Here is a 17,335-nt window from a genome sequence, read left to right as displayed (position 1 = left end):
ACAAAAAAAATAAACCGCCCTGATCAGGACGATTTACGTTGAAATGCGGTATGCCTTCTTATTCTGTGAGAACCTGCACGCGCGATGAGGAATGTGCCGCAGTCAGGCATGCTTCAAGCGCGCTCATATTGCGAATGGCATCCTCCGGACCGTAAGGAAGCGGGGCTCCATCGAACACCGCAGCAGCCAGCGCATCGGCCTGGAGTGCAAAGTGATTGTAGATGCCGACTTTCTCCTCCCGCGTTCCTTTCGGCGTATGAACCAGAATCTGGCTCATATGCTCCATCCGCTCCCAGCCAAAGGCTGACGGCAGTTCAATTCTTCCCTCTGTCCCGGCGATTTCCAGCGAGCAGCGAGCATAGGTCCACATGCCGCATTCAAATGTCAGGCCAAGACCGCCCTCGAACTCCATCATGCCATGCACCATCATATCGACACCGCCATGCTCCTCGGAGAACAGCGCATGGGCCGTCACAGCGAGCGGCTCGCGGCCATAGATCATCCGCGCAGCCGAGATCGGATAACAGCCCAGATCATAGATGGAACCGCCGCCCATCTCCTTGCTGTAGCGGACATTGCTTTTATCATCCGCATTGTTGCAGGTGAACGAGCCGTGTATGCCGCGCAGCTCCCCGATCTCCCCGCTCTCGATAATTTCGCGCACCCGCGCATGCTTCGGATGATAACGGTACATGAAGGCTTCCGCGAAGAGCACGCCGTTCTTCCGGGCTGCCTCGGCCATCTCGCGCACATCGGCTACGGTCAGCGCTGCCGGCTTTTCACACAGCACATGCTTTCCCGCTTCCGCGGCTTTGATGGTCCACGATTTATGAAGGTGATTCGGCAGCGGAATGTAGACTGCATCAATCTCAGGGTCCGCCAACAGTTCATCGTAGGAGCCGTAGGACTTGCCAATTTGATAACGATCCGCCAAATCCTTGGCCTTGGCCGCATCGCGGCTGGCCACCGCCCCCACCTCGCAGCGTTCAGACTTCAATATCCCGGGTATCATTGAATTTTTAGCAATCCGAGCCGTGCTCATAATCCCAAAGCGCAGTTTTTTCCCCATAGGGTCATTCCTCCTTTGGTTGCGATGGATGTTCAGGTCATCCGTAGTTGTCATTCACCGCTTTATGAAGAATGCCCAGACAGCGATCCAGATCCTGCTTCACCTGCTGTTTGTACAGCTTAGCCTTTTCCGCACCGTCCGCCGTAAAATGGTACAGCACGATTTCCTGGAAATCGACACGGGGGTCGTTTCCCTTCAGCTGCTTGGTCCGGTACAGCACTCCCTCCTGCACCAACTCATGCAGCGCACGATAGATTTCGCTCTGCGGCGGCGCATAGCCATGACTCTTGAACTGCTGCCTGAGCTCCTCCAGCATCTGATAGCCGTACCCGCGATGCTGTTCCACCATCGTGATCAGATACAGTTTAATAAACGCTCTTTGCGCAATCATAAATGCCATCCGTCCCGTCTCCTTTCCCGCAGCTTGTCCGTTTGTAACCATTATAAACCAACATTTCCCTTGGTGCATAACGGAAGCCCGCTTTTATAACGGCATGGGAGAAGGAAGCTGGAGCACGAAAAGTAGCTAAGTGGACGAAGGAGCAGGGGATACGGCATACCCGTCATTTTATTTCTGTGAATTTTTCATATAGTGAAATTACAGAATATTGATCAGCCAAGCCGCCTGCCCCTCGTCCCGATCAACATCATGCGCTTATCGCAGCGGAAGCAGGCTGCTTGCTCTCATCAATATGTAACCATTACCCTCATCTGCCAGCGGCAAAACACGCCTGTCCTCCCCGGGATTATGACTTGGGCCGGACGCGGCTCGTCGGCTGGGCCTTTAACGGATCATCCGGCCAGTAATGCTTCGGATATCTCCCTTTCAAATCTTTCTTCACTTCAAAATATCCATGAGCCCAAAAGCTTGCCAGATCCGAAGTCACCTGAACCGGCCGCTGGGCGGGCGACAGCAGGTGAATCGTCAGCGCCGCCTTCCCGCCTGCAATTCGCGGCGTCTCGCTTAATCCGAACATTTCCTGGAGCCGCACGGCGAGGGCCGGCCGCTGCGGATCGCTGTAATCGACCGGAATCTTCGAGCCGCTCGGCACCTGGATATGCGTCGGCGCCTCGGACTGAAGCAGGCGGCGCTGATCCCAGGTCAGCAGCTGCTCCAGCATCGCTGATGGCTTCAGCCGCTGCAAATCGCGCCGGGATTCCACCCGATCCAGGAAGGGAAGCAGCCAGTCCTCCATGCGGTCAAGCAGCGCTTCATCCGATACGTCCGGCCAATCGGGATTATGGGCATGCATGAAGGCCATTCTCTCCCGGTACTGAAGGTCAGCCTTACCCCATTGCAGCAGTCCCAGACCTTCGGATCGCATACCGTCCAGCACGGCTGCTGCGATCTCTTCCGCTGCCGGATTCGGGTCCGGCGTCTCCTTGAGCACAATCGCATCCAGCTTCCAGCTCTTTCTCGCCCTGACCGCCCCCGCGCCTGCGTCCCATCTGACCTCCTTATGAACAAGGATGGATTCCGGATGATGGCGTTCGATTATCGCCGCATCCAGTTCAGCCGCAAGCTGGATATGCCCGTCGGTTCCCTTGTCGTCAATAGCGGCTGCAACTAGGTATGAAGCGCGGCTCAGAGGCTGCAGCTCGGCCAGCCTGGCCCCCCTGCCGTTAGCCAGAAGGAAGGATCCATCCCCCCGGTTCTTGCCGATGCGGTCCGGATAGGCAAAGGATAACAGCAGGCCGCACAGCTCCGGCTCCACCCGTTCTCCTTCGTCAATCTGAAGCTGCCGGACCAGTCGTTTGACCTCCCGCATCATGGCCGGCAGCTGCTCCTCGTCCGCTTGCGAGAGCCGTCCGGCGCTCTCATAAGTCAGCAGCTGCGCAAGCCGCGTCCTCATGTCGCAGTCTCTGGCAGCCTCGCTTCCGCGCAGCAGATCCCGCTCCTGCAGGAGCACGGCGAGTCGGCAAGCGAGCGCGGCAGCTCCGAGCGCCTTCGCTTTCACAAGCATATGCCCCAGGCGCGGATGCAGGCCAAGGGTGGCCAGCTCCCGTCCGTGATCGGTAATCGCGCCGCGCTCATCCAGGGCTCCGAGTCGCCGGAGCAGACGCTGCCCCGACCCGAGCGCGGCGGCCGGAGGCGGGTCCAGCCATGCGAGCTGCTCCGGGTCGCGCGTTCCCCAGGCAGCCAGCTCCAGCGCCAGCGGAGCCAGATCTGACTGCCGGATTGCCGGCACCTCCATGTCCGGCAACCTGGCATGCTCCTCCGGGCTCCACAGCCGGTAGCATACCCCGGGCATCAGACGTCCGGCTCTGCCGCGGCGCTGATCGGCCGAGGCTTTGGACACCCGTCTGGTGACGAGCTGCGGCAGGCCAGTGCGCGGAGATACAAGCTCTGTCCGGACGTAACCGCTGTCCACCACCACACGCACGCCTTCAATCGTTAAACTGCTCTCCGCAATCGAGGTGGCGAGCACGATTCTGCGCCGGCCCTCCGCATCCGGCCGAATCGCCAGATCCTGCTCGCGAAACGGCAGCGCGCTGTACAGCGGCCGAATGACGACACCGGTGCCCGTGAGGCCGGCCGAAATCGCTGCCGCCGTCCTCCGGATCTCTCCTGCGCCGGGGAGAAACACCAGCATGTCCCCCTCCTGCTCGTGCAGCGCCTGGAGAACCGCTCGGGCAACCGAGTGAGGCAGATCTTTCCCGGCTGCGCTGAACTGCGGCCAGTAGACCGTTTCCACCGGGTAGCTTCGACCCTCGCTCCGAATGACGGGAGCCCCGCCCAGCAGACGGGCGACAGGCTCCGCATCAAGCGTGGCGGACATCACCAGCAGCTTGAGATCCTCCCGCAGCACAGCGCGGGATTCAAGCGCAAACGCAAGCCCCGTGTCAGCCGGAAGGCTTCGCTCGTGAAACTCGTCAAAGATGATCATCCCGACGTCCGGGAGCGAAGGATCACTTTGCAACATCCGGGTCAAAATGCCCTCGGTCACCACCTCGATTCTGGTAGACGGGCCGACAACGCTTTCCGAACGCACACGGTAGCCGACCGTCTCCCCGGTCTGCTCGCCCATGGCAGAAGCCATGAAACGGGCGGCCGTGCGCGCAGCAAGGCGCCTCGGCTCCAGCATGATGATCTTCTTATCTCCAAGCCATGGCTCTTTAAGCAGAGCCAGCGGAACTTGTGTCGTTTTGCCTGCGCCAGGCTCCGCAATGAGCACAGCGACCGACCCTTCGGATAAAGCGGCTTGTAGTCTGGGCAGCACTTGATGTATCGGTAACAAGGAATTATTCATATGAACCTCACGTCATCCTATCCTATTTTTCTGAAGTACTTTTTATTATAATAGAGAGTTGAACCGCAAACCAAGCTACAGGAAGTGAGAATCCGGCTAAGTGCCGCTCAAGCTTTCCTGCTCGCGTAAGGTTAACGATAGCATGAATCGTACTGAGGTCGGATAAGTCGGAAGGTGAAAATGATGATGCAGCACAACATGCCACGCGGGCGCTTCGCCCCGACCCCATCGGGGAAGATGCATATCGGCAATGCGTTGATCGCCTTGCTGAGCTGGCTGCAGATGAGAAGCGCGGACGGTCAATTCGTTCTGCGTATCGAGGATATTGATGTGAACCGCTCCAGAGAGGACCTGGCCGAAGCGCTGGTGAACGATCTGAAGTGGCTGGGCCTGGACTGGGATGAAGGCCCTGACCGGGGAGGTCCGTGCGGACCGTATCGCCAGTCTTTGCGGCAAGAGCTGTACGAGCACGAGCTTCAGAAGCTGCATGAACAAGGGCTGCTGTATCCGTGCTACTGCAGCCGTGCCGACATCGCTGCCGCGGCCAGCGCCCCGCACGGACTGGCTTCCGAGGGCAAGCGTTACCCCGGCACTTGCCGACGGCTTAGCCCCGAGGAAGCCCAGGCGAAGGCCGTGCGCAAGCAGCCCTCCTTGAGGATCATCACGCCTGAAGATCCTCTCTTGTTTCAAGACGGCATTGCCGGGGTGAATGAATGCCGCCTGTCCGATGGCGGCGATTTCGTTGTGAAGCGGGCGGACGGGATCATTTCCTACCAGCTCGCCGTCGTTGTGGACGATGCGCTGATGGGCATCACGCATGTATTAAGAGGGGCTGATCTGCTGGATTCGACGCCAAGGCAGCTCCTCCTGTACCAGAAGCTGGGCTATGACGCGCCAAGCTTCGCCCACGCGCCGCTGATCGTGGATGCGGAAGGCCGACGGCTGGCCAAGCGAAGCCGCGGGCTCAGCCTGTCATTTCTGCGGGCCCAGGGCATCCGCCCCCAACATGTGGTCGGATGGCTCGCCTGGTCGGCAGGCCTGCTTGACCGCCCGGAAGATGTTTCCCCGAGCGAACTAGTGGGCGGATTCGACCTCTCAAAGGTCCGCAGCGAGCCGATCCGGCTGACCGACGAAGCGTTCCGGCTCCTGTTCCCGCTACACCCTTGAACTGCAAAGCGCCAGCGACTCCCGGATATCCAGGGAAATCGCTGGCGCTTTGTCGGTGATCGAATACAAGCAGTTGATAACGCAAACAGTCTTACTCCTGCTCCGCCTTACCGCTGCCGGTCAGCTGATCTCTCACCTTGTCCTCATACTGGAAAAAGGCGCTGCTTCCGCTAAGCCCCCGCTCTTCCAGCAGCATCCGGAGCCGCAGCTCCTTCTCACTCAGCTTGCGCTTCAGCTCCGCCTGCTCTCCTTCATTGCGGCAAGCCGTGAGCAGGTCATGAAGGCGGACGCATTCCTTCCGCAAACTGACCTCTTCCGGCACATAACCGGCATTTTTCAGCATGCGGTATGACATGCGCAAATCTTCAGGGATATGAGCAAGATCATCGATCGGGAGTTTCTTTCCGGCATATGCCAGATTGTCCAGCTCCCCGCTGCGCACAGCCTCTTCGATCCGCTCCTCGGCCAATCGGGAAAAGATGCCCATTTTCTGCATCCTCCTTCGGTTTCACTTTACCTCTATCTTATCCGAAAGCCGGTCATAATCCAAGCAAGGGGGCCTGTTGGGCGCTTACAGCAGCGACTCGGCTCCGTCGATGAAGATTTGGGCGCCTGTAATATGACGCGATTCCTCCGAGGCGAGGAAAGCGACAAGATCGGCCACCTCCTCCGGTTTGCCCGGTCCATTCTTCAGCGGCTGGCTGCCTTCCGGGTACTCTACCGGAATGACGATCTCCTCCAGCTCCTCGCTCTTTTTCGTGCTCTGGTCAATGTTGGTGGAAATTGCGCCGGGACAGATGACATTCACCCGGATTTTGTACCGGGCCAGCTCCAGTGCGGCCATTTTGGCAAACGCGACCTGCCCGGCCTTGGTCGTGCTGTATGCGCCCATGCCAAAGCCCGAGAACGTGCGCGTGCCGTTGACCGAGCTGGTGACAATAATGCTGCCGGCTCCGCGCTGCTTCAGATGAGGGATGCAGTATTTCACGGTCAGAAATGTTCCGTTCAAGTTAACCTGAAGCGTCTTCTCCCAGTCCTTCAGCTCCATCTCCTCAATCGGAGCCAGCACGCCGTTAATGCCCGCATTGGCAAACACGATGTCTACGCCGCCGAAGATTTGAACCGTTTCCAGAACCGCCTTCTCAACACGGGCAGGATCGCTCGTATCGACATCAAACGCTCTGGCCGCCCCGTTCCGAATGGCATTGATCTCGGCTTCCGTCTCGTTCGTGCGATCATCCAACAAATCGAACAACGCCACATTCGCGCCCTCCGCAGCCAGTTTCAGCGCTGCTGCCTTGCCGATGCCCGATCCTGCACCGGTAATGATAGCCGTCTTCCCATGAAATCGTTCCTTTGCTTGGTTCATCCAGATCCACGCTCCTTTTCTAGTAACAGCTTAGGTTCACCTGTCACAAGATTACCCAATTGCAACAGATTTATAATCGCTTTCGCAAAAAATCCCATCACAAAAAAAGCCGAGCCTAACGAGACCTCGGCCATATCGTCCTCCGATATGTCAGTCTATCGTTCGCTCAGCTTCTTATCATCCTTATGCCATTCTCGCGGACTACCATACAATTTCCAGAAAGGAAGCGTCATCCTCAAGCCCGTCAGTGTGACGCGCATTAAACAGCACCTGCACCTGCTCGTCAGGGATCAGCTCCGTTAACGGATCAAGATCATTCAAGCCATCGCTGTACAGCTGCAGCCGATAGCCTGCTCCTTGATCGAGCCTGCATTCATACTCATGAGGCTTGCCGCCGATCGGACCTGTACGTGTGGACCAGCGCTCTGTCGTCCGGAATCGGTCGCCAAGCTCGGCGGTAACTTCCTGGTGATGCCGCCACAGGCGCACTCTGGAATCGCCCTGCCAGGCGAGCCACAGCCTGCCCTTGCGCTGGAAACGGCCAGGCAGCTCGATGCGGCCGCATATATACATCGACTCGCTGCCCATGCGCTGCTTCTCCCGCAGCACGTCACGGAGCAGCTCGGGGGTGCCGTCATCGACCTCCAGCCGATTGATCTCCCCCTCCGCTTCCGCCGTCAGCTCCTTCAGCCTTTTCTCCAGTGCGGCGCCGGAGGGCTGGTCGGCTGCTGTCAGCCAGGACATCAGACGCTGTCCCAGAAAGCGTGCAGCCACATCGCCGCGATAGCTCAGACCGACCCCGTCGCACAGCACAAAGCAGCAGGTCTGGTCATTCATACTGAATGCCATAAAGTCCTGCCCCTGCTCGGACAGCTTCACCGTCTCCGCAGCTCTGCCGTATGCGTATCGGCACGTAAAACGCCCCTCTACCCTTGTCAGCGGCTGCTCCCCGGTCTGCTTGCTCTCGTAACGATAACGGGTATCCGTAAAGGAATAGGATGACATCGCCTCTGCTCTTGCATTCGACCGTCTCATGAGGCTCACCTCACCGGTGTCGCTGCCGACATCTGGAACCCGATCGACACGAGCTCCTGGCAAGTGCCAGGAAGCATCATCAAGGCGCCCGGGCTCAATTGATAGTCGGCTTCCACCAGCATCTCCCTGTAGCTTTCCGGAAGCACCGAGGACATGTTCATCAGCTTCCGGGCGTGTTCATCCTTCAGATCGGTATCGGGCAGAATGCCCTTCCATCGCCGCGGCTCGGCAATCGGCTGATCCAGCAGATGGTCAGAGATGAATATATTCTCGACCAGCACATTGCCATCCGGCACGCTCATGCTCATAATTCGGCGTGCAATCGGCTCTGGATCATCGCCTGTTGCCACACCATCTGTCATATGGCAGACGAGCGGCGCAGGGCAATCCTGCATATTCGGAATTTCGGCCTGAAGAATCCGTTCGGCCTGCAGAAACGCCTTCGCCGAATCGGAGAAACGCTTCGGCGTCAAATCAGGCAGAGAGCCGATCGCTGCAATTTCGTCGATCCCTTTGATTCCGTTCAGCAAGTCATACACATCGTCGCTATAGGCCAGAATCGCAATCCGGTAGCGCGGTGTAAGGCGGTTGCCTTTGGTCGAACGGAACACCATCTGCCGGATGGCAAGGGACAAGGCATCGTAGACGATATCGATCCGTCTGCGATCCTCCATGAGCATGTTCATCGAAGCGCTGATGTCAATAAGGTATATGATAAGCGCTGGCGTGCGCTGCGATGCTTGAATGGTATAGTTCATCGTGAGTTACGTTCACCCCTGTTACAGACTTGGCATCCAGTGACTTTCGTCTTCTATAAACTTCACGGCATTGTTGTAGCGGCTTCTCATATTCGTCACCGTTCGGTAATAGGCCGCATCCGAATCATAGATTTTGACAAATTCACGGGCAAAATTTTTCGCGCGATCCTTGTTCCCTGCCTTCTGGGCGTTAAAAGCGGCTTTATATAGCGCGGTCAGCTCGGTAACGTTCTCCTCCCGCTGCTTCCTCAAGCGCTCGGCTGCTTCTTTCTCCTTGCGCGCAGCCTCTGCTCTGGCAGCCGCCTCCCGCTCCGCCTTGGCTCTGGCTTCCGCTTCGGTCTTTGCCGCCTGCGCGGCTGCGAGCTGGGCCTCTTGCTCCCGCTGCTTCTTCTTCTCTTCCTGCTGGGCCAGATACGCCTCGTACTTGGCTTGGCGGTCATACTTCTCCTGAAGCTCCTGCCGCTTCTTCTTCTCCTCCAGCTGAGCCAGATAGGCCTCATATCTGGCCTGACGCTCATACTTCTCCTGAAGCGCTGCCCGTTCCTCTTCCTTGCGGGCCAGCTCGGCCTCCTCCGCCTTCTTCGCCTCTTCAGCCAGCCGCGCTTCCTCGGCTTTCCGGGCTTCCTCAGCCTGCCGCGCCTCCTCTTCCTGCTTGCGCGCTTCCTCCTGCAATCTTGCTTCTTCTTGGAGACGAGCTTCCTCTTCAAGCCGGCGCTGCTCTTCCTGCTGCTGCTTGCTGACCGCTTTGTCGGCCAGGATCTGATTCACCGTAAAGGCTGAGCCAGTCAAAATGACGAGTGCTGCCGCCGAGGAAATCATAAACTTCCGGGAAGTTAGAAGCGCCTTAAATCCTTTCGCTTTATCCGACTCCGGCGGATAAAGCTGCTCCTCCAAACCGCGAATCGCCGCTGCCAGCTCAACCTCCAGCGGGCTCCCCTTCTTCACAAAATGATAGGCGGAACGGAATATTTCGAGCGCTCCTGACAGATCCCCCTCGTTCTCCAGATCGCGGGCCTGATGAAACAGACGCTCAATGACCTGTTCATTCACTTCCCGCGTCCCGGCCGGCAAATGAATTGCCGCCAGCACTTCGTCCGGAATGTCGGCCGCTTCCGCAGTTGAAGCTGCGGCTGATACAGGCGCAGGCGAGGCCGTCTCCTGGACCGGCTCCGGCTCCGGTTCGGGCTCCGCCGGCAAGAGTGCAGACAGCGTAATCAACCACTCGCCGAACGTAGGACAGCTTCGCACATCCTGACTGTCCCAGGTGCGTGTGAACAGCTCGGCAACCGCAGGGTCCCAGCGGTTCTCCAGCGACTTTTTCAGCAGAAAGTACCGCTCGCAAGCGGTCTGCATTTCATGCTGATCGAAGTAGCTCTCCCCCCATGCCTTGCTGACCACCGCCGGATCGCTCCAGCCTAGCATTTCGGCAATGATGACCGCGCCAGCGAAGCGGTCGGCGTACGCACTCCATAAACCGCTGTGCACGGTACGGTGAGCCGCATATCCCGGCGAGCCGGCAAGGAGCACATCCGGCCGGTCCATCTTCGGACTATACATCTGCTCAACGTCGACCAGTTCGACAGCCGATTGTTCCTCCGGTAACTTTACTTCCGAAAAAAACGGAAGCATGACGTTGGGAGCGGACAAATCGCAATGCGCGAGTCCCCGCTGCTCCATTTTCGAGCCGATCGCAGCAAGCGACTTGGCCAGCATCAGGCTCTCGGAGCGATTCAGCGAGCGCTGCTCGCTGATGACATCAAACCAGGTGACCCCATGAATCCACGGCATCACGACGGCATAGAGCAGATCCGGATATGCCGCTATCAAGTCTCCGTTTTTTTCGGGAGTAAGCACCTCTCGACTGCATACGGCCAGCCCCGGCACTTCGCTGTATGGGCTCATATGCTCCGATTGATACACCATCGCCGGAATCCGGAATTTAGGGAAGAACACCTTCAAGGCCCTCGCCTCAGAAATTTCACCATGTTCCGGAATCAGCTGGTACACGATACCTTGTCTTCCGGCCTGGGCATAAGCTAAGCCTGGAGCCGCCGGATGCTGTCCAACAATATACGTTGTTTCATTAATCGTAATCCGATCGCCCGGGTTGGGCTGAAAAGCCATGAACATCACCTCACGTAGCGCTTCATTCAATTTACATAGACGGCCCGCACCCACAATAACTTCTGGATGGCAAGAAAACCGGGCTGAAGAAGCAGACCCGGTTTTCTGTGTCTATGCAGCTATTATATAGTAAAAGGAACCATGATGACTGATTTTCCGAATTAACGGGATTCGTCTGCAGTGCGGAACTTTTGAGAGATTGCTCTCAGCTCAGTGCTGATGCTTTCCAGCGTTTGAACAAAAGAGTTCATCAGACGGCTGGCTTCTTGAAACTCCTGGAAGAAGCGCTGCTTCGTCATACCATCCCATTGACCTTCCATCCCGTTGATGGATTGAGTCAGGCTGGTGACGATCTGCTGGCTTTGATCACCACTTTGTTTAAATTGATTCGCTACCTGGTCGATTTGTTCGGGTGTAATTAAAATGCGTCCTGCCATGTATGTAACCTCCTTGATCAACTTTTCTGATTTTTGTGACACTTGAAATCTTAGCCTATGGGTCTTTGATTATCAAAATGTCATCGGACCTAATTTCCAATTACCCTGAACGTCCCGGTTTGAATCATTTTCCAGTCTTTATCCCTAAAAATGGCAGTCCGATCAGTTAGCAATACCTAGAGAAGGATCGGTAAACGTCCATCCCTGTCCTTCCAGAGCCGCCTGTTTCACCGTGCTGCCACTCTCCGAACTGCTTACGCCGACCACCGCGGCAACTGAGCTCGGATTTGAAATCACTGTTGAGTAGTTCCCATATTCGGGCAATATCGACGTGCGCCCTTCCAATTTGGAAGCGGCAAACAATGCAGCCGCGGACACCGCCCCTGCCGGGACATGCTCCAGAATCGTTCGATACTCGTGATCGGTTTCCTGGAACTGATCCGCTTTGCTCTGAAGATATTGGCTCATCTGCCCAAGCAGAGTCCCCAGATGCTCTCCAAGACGCTTGGCTGTCTGCCACTCATCCATCACTGCGGTGCTGTGAGAGCTCTCCCAGACTAACGAGGTTATCGCCTCGTTCAGCGCTCTCGTAATCGCCAGATATTCATCGCCACTTTGCTTAAGCTGGCGGCTTAACGTCCGGAGAGATTCCGGCTCAACAGAAATACGCATAGGTCCTCACCTTTCATACGGTCATACAGGCATCTTACTGTTTCAGCCACATGAGAAGCATATGACGAAACTGCTCTTTTGTAGCTGGCGCCGCGGTGAGCCAGTCCTGGTCCCCCTCCAGGCTCATACGCAGCAGCCAATTCATGGACTCATTCACAACAAATGCAGCATTTTGACTTTCCCAATTCAATCCGTTCCATATGGACAGCTGAAGCTCCCCTGAGGAAACCTTGTTTTTCAAACATTTTGCAAGCGCGATGGAACCTTCCTCATCATCGGTTAATCTGGCCAACCGATCGCTGATTTCGTCCGATGTCAATTCAGAGGCGGAGGTGTAGATGTCCCCGAATTCTTTTCGGCTGAGCAGCAAGGCGGGAATATCCCCCCAATTTTGATCGCTGAGCGCCAAATCCTCCACCAGTTGATCGCAGGTTTGCTCGATGGAACCGAGTTCACTCAACATGTAATATCGGTTTTTTTCGCCGCTTCTGCATACCTGAATGACACGTTCATCGGTCACATGCAAATATCCTTCAAATTCCCTATCCTGATTTTCGTATTTCAACCAGCATGCGCGGTCCGAAAGACCTGCAATCGCCACCCGGGAGAACACTTCAGGCGGGATAGACAATTCCCCGCTCTCTTTCAGGAGCAAATACTGCTTGCTGAGCAGCGACTCCTTCGTTCTTTCCCATTCCTCGGCAATTTCCTCGGCCAGATACCCGCTAAACGGGTCCTCCACGCCAAGCAACCGGTCCGAACCGATGATTCCGGCCAAGAAGAAAAATTCCTTCTCGCTCAGTGCAATCGTATCCTGTTTGGAAGCACGAATCGTCAACATTATGAGCCACCTCCTCTCAAACTACAACATGCCATATGTCGCGAATTTCTGAGACCCATTTCTGGGCGTTCCACTGGTCATCGAACGGAACGGCACTTTTTATCCGGAAATACTTACGTTTGACATAGTACCCTTGTCCCGGCGGAAGGATCTTTAGCCCTCCAGGACTATTCGTAGACTCTGAAAAAGGAATTCTAAAGAACGATAAATCGTTCGTATCCAATGTTCCAAATAAAAATCCGTTCTGAGCTGCTTTTACATCCGTTACCCAGTCCACCCCGAAGGTCGGGAAGTCTGCCGGCACGCCGGCAAGCACGACATGAACCCCGCGGTCCCGACCCTGACGCACAATCGCGGTCAGCTGATCCTTGACCGTAAAGTCGGCCAGCTGTTTGCTGAGCACATCGGCATCGTCGATAAACAGCACGATCGCCGGATCATCCCCGTCCTTCGTACGAGTTTGGATTTTGTGATACAGCTCCTCAATAATCGGACGCAGCTCCTCTTCATTTGTTGCATGGCCTTTAATATGCGGCAGGTCGCGCAGGCTGCTCAAGCCGCTGCTCCCATACCTCGTATCCACAGTATAAATCTCCAGGTTCTCCGGCGCTGTACAGTAGGAAAGAGATAAAATCCAACTAAGCAGGAACGTCGACTTTCCTCCCTCCATCGGGCTGGCAACGATGAAATGCGGGCCGTCCTGAAGATTGATTCGAAACGGCGATAAATCATCGGTGGTCAGGCCGACAGGCACCTCGTACCGGGCCAATCGGTCCGTTGCCGGCCCGCTGCCGATCCGCTCAAGCAGCGGGTGAAGCATAATCTTCTCCGGCAGCGATTCGATGCGCGGTGCGGCATCGCCCTGCCACGCTTGCTTGAGCCCCTGGATCGTTGCCCGCAATGCGCCGGAACGCGCGCCTTCATCCTGACCGGCTGCAGGCAGCGCAATCTGGAATTCCAGCGGCGGAACCTGTCCTTTCACCAGTCCTCTTCCCGGAGGAAGCTGGCTTGGCGCTCTGGACGGACGCCCGACAGCATAGTAGTAGTCCGCCGGGTCGGCAAGCTCAAAGGTTGCGGCGTTGGCAATGTTGCTGCGAACCTTCTCGAACATGTCGGATATCCGGTTCGCCGTTATAATGAACGTCATGCCCAGGCTGCCGCCTTCCCGGAGCAAATACTCGATCATCTCGTTCTCTTCCGGATAGCTGTTCCGGAAGTTCAAATAGCCGTCGATGATGACCACAATCTGCGGCACTTGCTCCCCTGTCGTCCGGCGGTAGGAGGCAATCGTCTTGACACCGGCCTCCGCGATCAGATCCTTGCGCTGATTGGCCGTCTTCGACAAATAGCGGAACAAGCGCTGAATCCGGTCATCCTCTTCCGCATTCATAACGCCGCCGATATGCGGCAATCCGCTGAAATCGCGCAGCATTCTCCCCATATCCACAATGTAGCCATGCCACTGGTCAGGGGTAAAACGTCTGGCGATCGACATCAGGATCGTCTGTACAAATGTCGTTTTGCCTAGTCCCGGCATTCCGTAGATAGCCCAGTGGCCCTGCTCCAGATTTAACACGAATGGCCGTTGGCACTGATTCGGCAAATCATCCAGCATTCCGACATAAGCTGCCAGCGCCTCGCCCTGGATTTCGGCAGCATCGCTGCCTGGCACCTCGTCAAGGTCCATATGCTCCGGCAGCGGAGGAAGCCAAGGCCCCTGCAGCTTCCGAATGCCTTCTTCCTTGGCCAGCTCGGCCAAATGGTCGATGAACACCTGAAGCTGCTTCGGAACTTCCTCTTGGGCGCTGCCTCTCGGATCGACGCTTAGCATCGGCTCCTTCTTGCCGTTAATGCGGACCTCCTTGACCACAATCGTTCCCTCTTGTTTGGTATCTTCAATATAAGGAGCACCGCTCCAGGCAAACTGGAGCTCCTCAAACACTTCGTCGCTGCCCACCTGAAAGTAACCTCTGCCCGGCTTGTTGATCCAGGCCGCATTCGGGATTTTCAGCATGTCCCGGCTGTCACCTTCGCTCTGTACGCGAAGACAAATTCGGAAACGCGAGTTGCTCCATATTTTGTCGTCCACGACGCCTGCCGGTTTCTGCGTGGCAAGAATCAGATGCACGCCGAGCGTACGTCCGATCGCGGCGATGCTGATCAGCTCGTCCATAAACTCAGGCTGATCCTTCTTCAACTGCGCAAACTCGTCAATGATGATGACAAGATGCGGAAGAGGCTCGCCATGCCGGCTCCGCAGCAGCTTGTAGTATTCATCGATATGCTGCAGGTTGCCGGCATCGTTCAATATTTTTTGGCGTCTGACAAGCTCGGCCTTCAGCGACACTTTGGCCCGCTCGATCAGATTGTTGTCCAGGTTGGTGATCGTGCCCACCACATGCGGCAGATTGATGAACGTATTGGACATCCCGCCGCCCTTGTAGTCGATCAGCATGAACGCCAGATCATGGGGATGAAACTCGGCGGCAAGCGAAGCGACGATCGACTGAATGACTTCACTTTTACCGGAGCCGGTTGTGCCCGCAATCAGCCCGTGGGGCCCATGACCCTGACGTTCGATTTTGTCATGAAGATTCAGGTTAATCTTCTTGCCCCCGGCTCTTACGCCCATCGGTACCGGCAATGTGTCCGGATAACGATTCTGTCTCCAGCGCCGCAGCACCTCAAGCTCGGGCACTTTCTGGACATCCATCATTTCAAACAGTGTCAGAACACTCGGGATATCCGAGGCGGACGATCGCTTCAGCCGAATCGGCGCCATATAGCGGGCCATCGCTTCCGACTGCTCACGGCTGATCGTATGCGGAACATAGCTCTGCAAGGAGACGGTTGCATCCGGCTTCTTCATGGTTGAAACCGCCCGTCCACGCTCTACGTCCACAATGAGCTGGCATTGCATCGGCAGGCTTTCCTTGCGGTCCGACAGTATAATCGTCACCGCATCGACCTTCTCCGCATCTTCCAGCAGCAGCGGCAACAGCGGCTCCTCCTCAATCAGGCGGGTGTCAGACAGCACAACGACGTACACCGGGGTTTCAATCGTCTTCTTGTTATACTCGGTCTGGTTGCTCTTGCGGCGTTGAAGCTGGGTAAACAGCTGGTCCGCCAGCTGATGCGCAACGCTTCTCCGGTCGGCCATGTAGCGCAGCGAACGATCATCATCCCATATATGCGGCAGCCAGCGCTGCCATTCCCACTCGGCCGCCTCTTTCTCCTCGTAGAAGGAAGCCAGCTTCACTTCATCCGGCGAATGTCTTACCGTAATTTGGGCCATCATGACCCGCAGCGCGCTGAGCACCTGCTCCCTCGCGCCTACAATGCCTATAACTTTGGACTGGAACAAAGGCAGACATATCGACGCGTTCTCAACGGTCTGAAATTCCGCCGCAAGCTCCTCTGCCGCAGCAATGAGCGGTTCCTTATCATACCCGTCAGCTCTTGGAGGCTTCACCTCGATATGAAAAGGGACCTCCCCTTGCCCTACGCACACCTCAAGAAAATCCGAATCCTCCGGCGAACGCTCCCACAGGCTGCTGTTCCGATTCTTCACGATCTGATAGCAAACCTCCGGATCGCCATGAATATCAAACAGCACCTGAACCTGTTCCTGCTGCCGCTCCTTCAGCTGTTCACGGTGAATGTCCAGCTGAGCACGGTATTTCTCACTCCGTTCCTCCAATTTCTTCTGATACGTCTTCTTGTTGCTCAAGTACACAAAAAACGGAAGCGTATAAGATGTCATCATCATAAAAACCATCATTAACTGAATCATCATCAGATTGCTGTTGCCCATTCTTCCGCTCATGTACATGTACACATACATCCCGACGGTAGCCGCGGTCATAACAATCGGTATAATAATCGAAATGATCGAGAATGACGGTTTGCTCGGCTCTGACGGAGGCCTTAAAATCTCTAGTTCTTCTTTACTCAAAGCCGGCTTAATGCGCGGCGAACGCTGATACAGCAAGTTCATATTCTCATTTCCCCCTAATCCAGAGCATCTGAAATATGCAGGCGATCGATTCAATGGAAATCAAAGGGTTATATACCCAAACTCAAGTTTCCTGAAACAGCGATCTTCTGCCGTAGATCGGCGCTTCCTCTTCCGTTGTGGAGAACGCCCGCTGTAACCGGATACAGGTGCCTTCCCTCAGTCCTGCTTCCGCGAGGCTCGCCCCCTCCTCGACCTTAAACCACAGACCTTCCGGAAATTTCCCTTCTAATATATATTGAATTCCTTCTTGAGATGCACTTTGATAGAGCCGCAATCCCAGCAATTCGATCAATTCTCCGACCTGGCAATGGTCAGGCACTTCAATATCAAACCAATCTCGTTCATTACGTCCGCTGATCACGGTGAGTATCATCGTGAGCTCGCCCTCCTGAAATCATCGTAATCATAGTTTATTCCATTACGAAAGTCCAAACATATGTCCAAAGTCTTAATTCGGCAATTTTTATGGGATTTTCCGGAAAATTTCGTCGTTTCTATCCCTACTAGCTCTTGTTCATTAAGGAAGAAACTTTCCCTCCATTTATCCTTTTCAAAAAGTTACATTATTGTAACTATATCATTCCAGATCTGACC

At 55.9% G+C, this 17,335-nt stretch carries 14 protein-coding genes; 1 reads left to right on the top strand and 13 read right to left on the bottom strand.

Features of this window, described 5'->3' with window-relative positions; all coding sequences use genetic code 11:
- Positions 1–58: 58 nt before the first annotated feature.
- The 3 genes from MKX64_RS20015 to hrpB all read right to left on the bottom strand — a co-directional run bounded on the left by MKX64_RS20015 (position 59) and on the right by hrpB (position 4,320).
- Positions 59–1,069: a Gfo/Idh/MocA family protein gene (locus MKX64_RS20015; RefSeq protein WP_095266206.1), complete on the bottom strand. Its 1,011-nt coding sequence runs from the start codon at positions 1,067–1,069 to the stop codon at positions 59–61.
- Between the two features lie 37 nt (positions 1,070–1,106).
- On the bottom strand, positions 1,107–1,469 hold the full coding sequence (locus tag MKX64_RS20010) for a helix-turn-helix transcriptional regulator (RefSeq protein WP_095266205.1): 363 nt from the start codon (positions 1,467–1,469) through the stop codon (positions 1,107–1,109).
- Positions 1,470–1,815: 346 nt separating this feature from the next.
- Positions 1,816–4,320, bottom strand: a complete 2,505-nt coding sequence (gene hrpB / locus MKX64_RS20005; RefSeq protein WP_155618099.1) for an ATP-dependent helicase HrpB — start codon at positions 4,318–4,320, stop codon at positions 1,816–1,818.
- 183 nt (positions 4,321–4,503) lie between these two features.
- Between hrpB and gluQRS the strand changes: the two genes are divergently transcribed.
- Positions 4,504–5,487: a tRNA glutamyl-Q(34) synthetase GluQRS gene (gene gluQRS / locus MKX64_RS20000; RefSeq protein WP_413773610.1), complete on the top strand. Its 984-nt coding sequence runs from the start codon at positions 4,504–4,506 to the stop codon at positions 5,485–5,487.
- Between the two features lie 91 nt (positions 5,488–5,578).
- On the opposite strand, the gene MKX64_RS19995 is transcribed toward gluQRS, so the two are convergent.
- The 10 genes from MKX64_RS19995 to MKX64_RS19950 all read right to left on the bottom strand — a co-directional run bounded on the left by MKX64_RS19995 (position 5,579) and on the right by MKX64_RS19950 (position 17,114).
- Positions 5,579–5,974, bottom strand: a complete 396-nt coding sequence (locus tag MKX64_RS19995) for a DnaJ family domain-containing protein (RefSeq protein WP_095266203.1) — start codon at positions 5,972–5,974, stop codon at positions 5,579–5,581.
- A gap of 84 nt (positions 5,975–6,058) precedes the next feature.
- Complete coding sequence (locus MKX64_RS19990; RefSeq protein ID WP_095266202.1) at positions 6,059–6,856, bottom strand: SDR family oxidoreductase; 798 nt, start codon at positions 6,854–6,856, stop codon at positions 6,059–6,061.
- Between the two features lie 201 nt (positions 6,857–7,057).
- Positions 7,058–7,891 (bottom strand): hypothetical protein, encoded by an 834-nt coding sequence (locus tag MKX64_RS19985; protein ID WP_095266201.1) that lies wholly within the window; start codon positions 7,889–7,891, stop codon positions 7,058–7,060.
- A gap of 5 nt (positions 7,892–7,896) precedes the next feature.
- Positions 7,897–8,649, bottom strand: coding sequence for a vWA domain-containing protein (locus tag MKX64_RS19980; protein WP_095266200.1), 753 nt, complete (start codon positions 8,647–8,649; stop codon positions 7,897–7,899).
- A 21-nt stretch (positions 8,650–8,670) separates the two neighbouring features.
- Positions 8,671–10,773 (bottom strand): serine/threonine protein kinase, encoded by a 2,103-nt coding sequence (locus tag MKX64_RS19975; RefSeq protein ID WP_095266199.1) that lies wholly within the window; start codon positions 10,771–10,773, stop codon positions 8,671–8,673.
- Positions 10,774–10,934: 161 nt separating this feature from the next.
- A complete protein-coding gene (locus MKX64_RS19970) occupies positions 10,935–11,210 on the bottom strand; it encodes a WXG100 family type VII secretion target (RefSeq protein WP_095266198.1) in 276 nt (91 codons plus the stop codon).
- Positions 11,211–11,372: 162 nt separating this feature from the next.
- Complete coding sequence (locus MKX64_RS19965) at positions 11,373–11,882, bottom strand: WXG100 family type VII secretion target (RefSeq protein ID WP_095266197.1); 510 nt, start codon at positions 11,880–11,882, stop codon at positions 11,373–11,375.
- Between the two features lie 34 nt (positions 11,883–11,916).
- Positions 11,917–12,723 (bottom strand): hypothetical protein, encoded by an 807-nt coding sequence (locus MKX64_RS19960; RefSeq protein WP_095266196.1) that lies wholly within the window; start codon positions 12,721–12,723, stop codon positions 11,917–11,919.
- Positions 12,724–12,739: 16 nt separating this feature from the next.
- Entirely contained in the window at positions 12,740–16,720 is a 3,981-nt protein-coding gene (gene essC, locus MKX64_RS19955; protein ID WP_155618101.1) for a type VII secretion protein EssC, read from the bottom strand.
- An 82-nt stretch (positions 16,721–16,802) separates the two neighbouring features.
- On the bottom strand, positions 16,803–17,114 hold the full coding sequence (locus MKX64_RS19950; protein WP_095266194.1) for a hypothetical protein: 312 nt from the start codon (positions 17,112–17,114) through the stop codon (positions 16,803–16,805).
- Positions 17,115–17,335: the final 221 nt, after the last annotated feature.

This window comes from Paenibacillus sp. FSL M8-0334, assembly GCF_038000405.1.
Classification (GTDB): domain Bacteria; phylum Bacillota; class Bacilli; order Paenibacillales; family Paenibacillaceae; genus Paenibacillus_AQ; species Paenibacillus_AQ campinasensis.
The sequence above is the reverse complement of the archived record's forward strand: the minus strand, read 5'-3'. Positions and strand labels throughout refer to the sequence as shown.

Coding starts and splice junctions, on each gene's coding strand:
- hrpB (WP_155618099.1), bottom strand. CDS start 4,320: ATGAATAATTCCTTGTTACCGATACATCAAGTGCTGCCCAGACTACAA.
- MKX64_RS19990 (WP_095266202.1), bottom strand. CDS start 6,856: ATGAACCAAGCAAAGGAACGATTTCATGGGAAGACGGCTATCATTACC.
- MKX64_RS19950 (WP_095266194.1), bottom strand. CDS start 17,114: ATGATACTCACCGTGATCAGCGGACGTAATGAACGAGATTGGTTTGAT.
- MKX64_RS20010 (WP_095266205.1), bottom strand. CDS start 1,469: ATGGCATTTATGATTGCGCAAAGAGCGTTTATTAAACTGTATCTGATC.
- MKX64_RS20015 (WP_095266206.1), bottom strand. CDS start 1,069: ATGGGGAAAAAACTGCGCTTTGGGATTATGAGCACGGCTCGGATTGCT.
- MKX64_RS19965 (WP_095266197.1), bottom strand. CDS start 11,882: ATGCGTATTTCTGTTGAGCCGGAATCTCTCCGGACGTTAAGCCGCCAG.
- MKX64_RS19970 (WP_095266198.1), bottom strand. CDS start 11,210: ATGGCAGGACGCATTTTAATTACACCCGAACAAATCGACCAGGTAGCG.
- gluQRS (WP_413773610.1), top strand. CDS start 4,504: ATGATGCAGCACAACATGCCACGCGGGCGCTTCGCCCCGACCCCATCG.
- MKX64_RS19960 (WP_095266196.1), bottom strand. CDS start 12,723: ATGTTGACGATTCGTGCTTCCAAACAGGATACGATTGCACTGAGCGAG.
- MKX64_RS19985 (WP_095266201.1), bottom strand. CDS start 7,891: ATGAGACGGTCGAATGCAAGAGCAGAGGCGATGTCATCCTATTCCTTT.
- MKX64_RS19975 (WP_095266199.1), bottom strand. CDS start 10,773: ATGGCTTTTCAGCCCAACCCGGGCGATCGGATTACGATTAATGAAACA.
- MKX64_RS19995 (WP_095266203.1), bottom strand. CDS start 5,974: ATGGGCATCTTTTCCCGATTGGCCGAGGAGCGGATCGAAGAGGCTGTG.
- MKX64_RS19980 (WP_095266200.1), bottom strand. CDS start 8,649: ATGAACTATACCATTCAAGCATCGCAGCGCACGCCAGCGCTTATCATA.
- essC (WP_155618101.1), bottom strand. CDS start 16,720: ATGAACTTGCTGTATCAGCGTTCGCCGCGCATTAAGCCGGCTTTGAGT.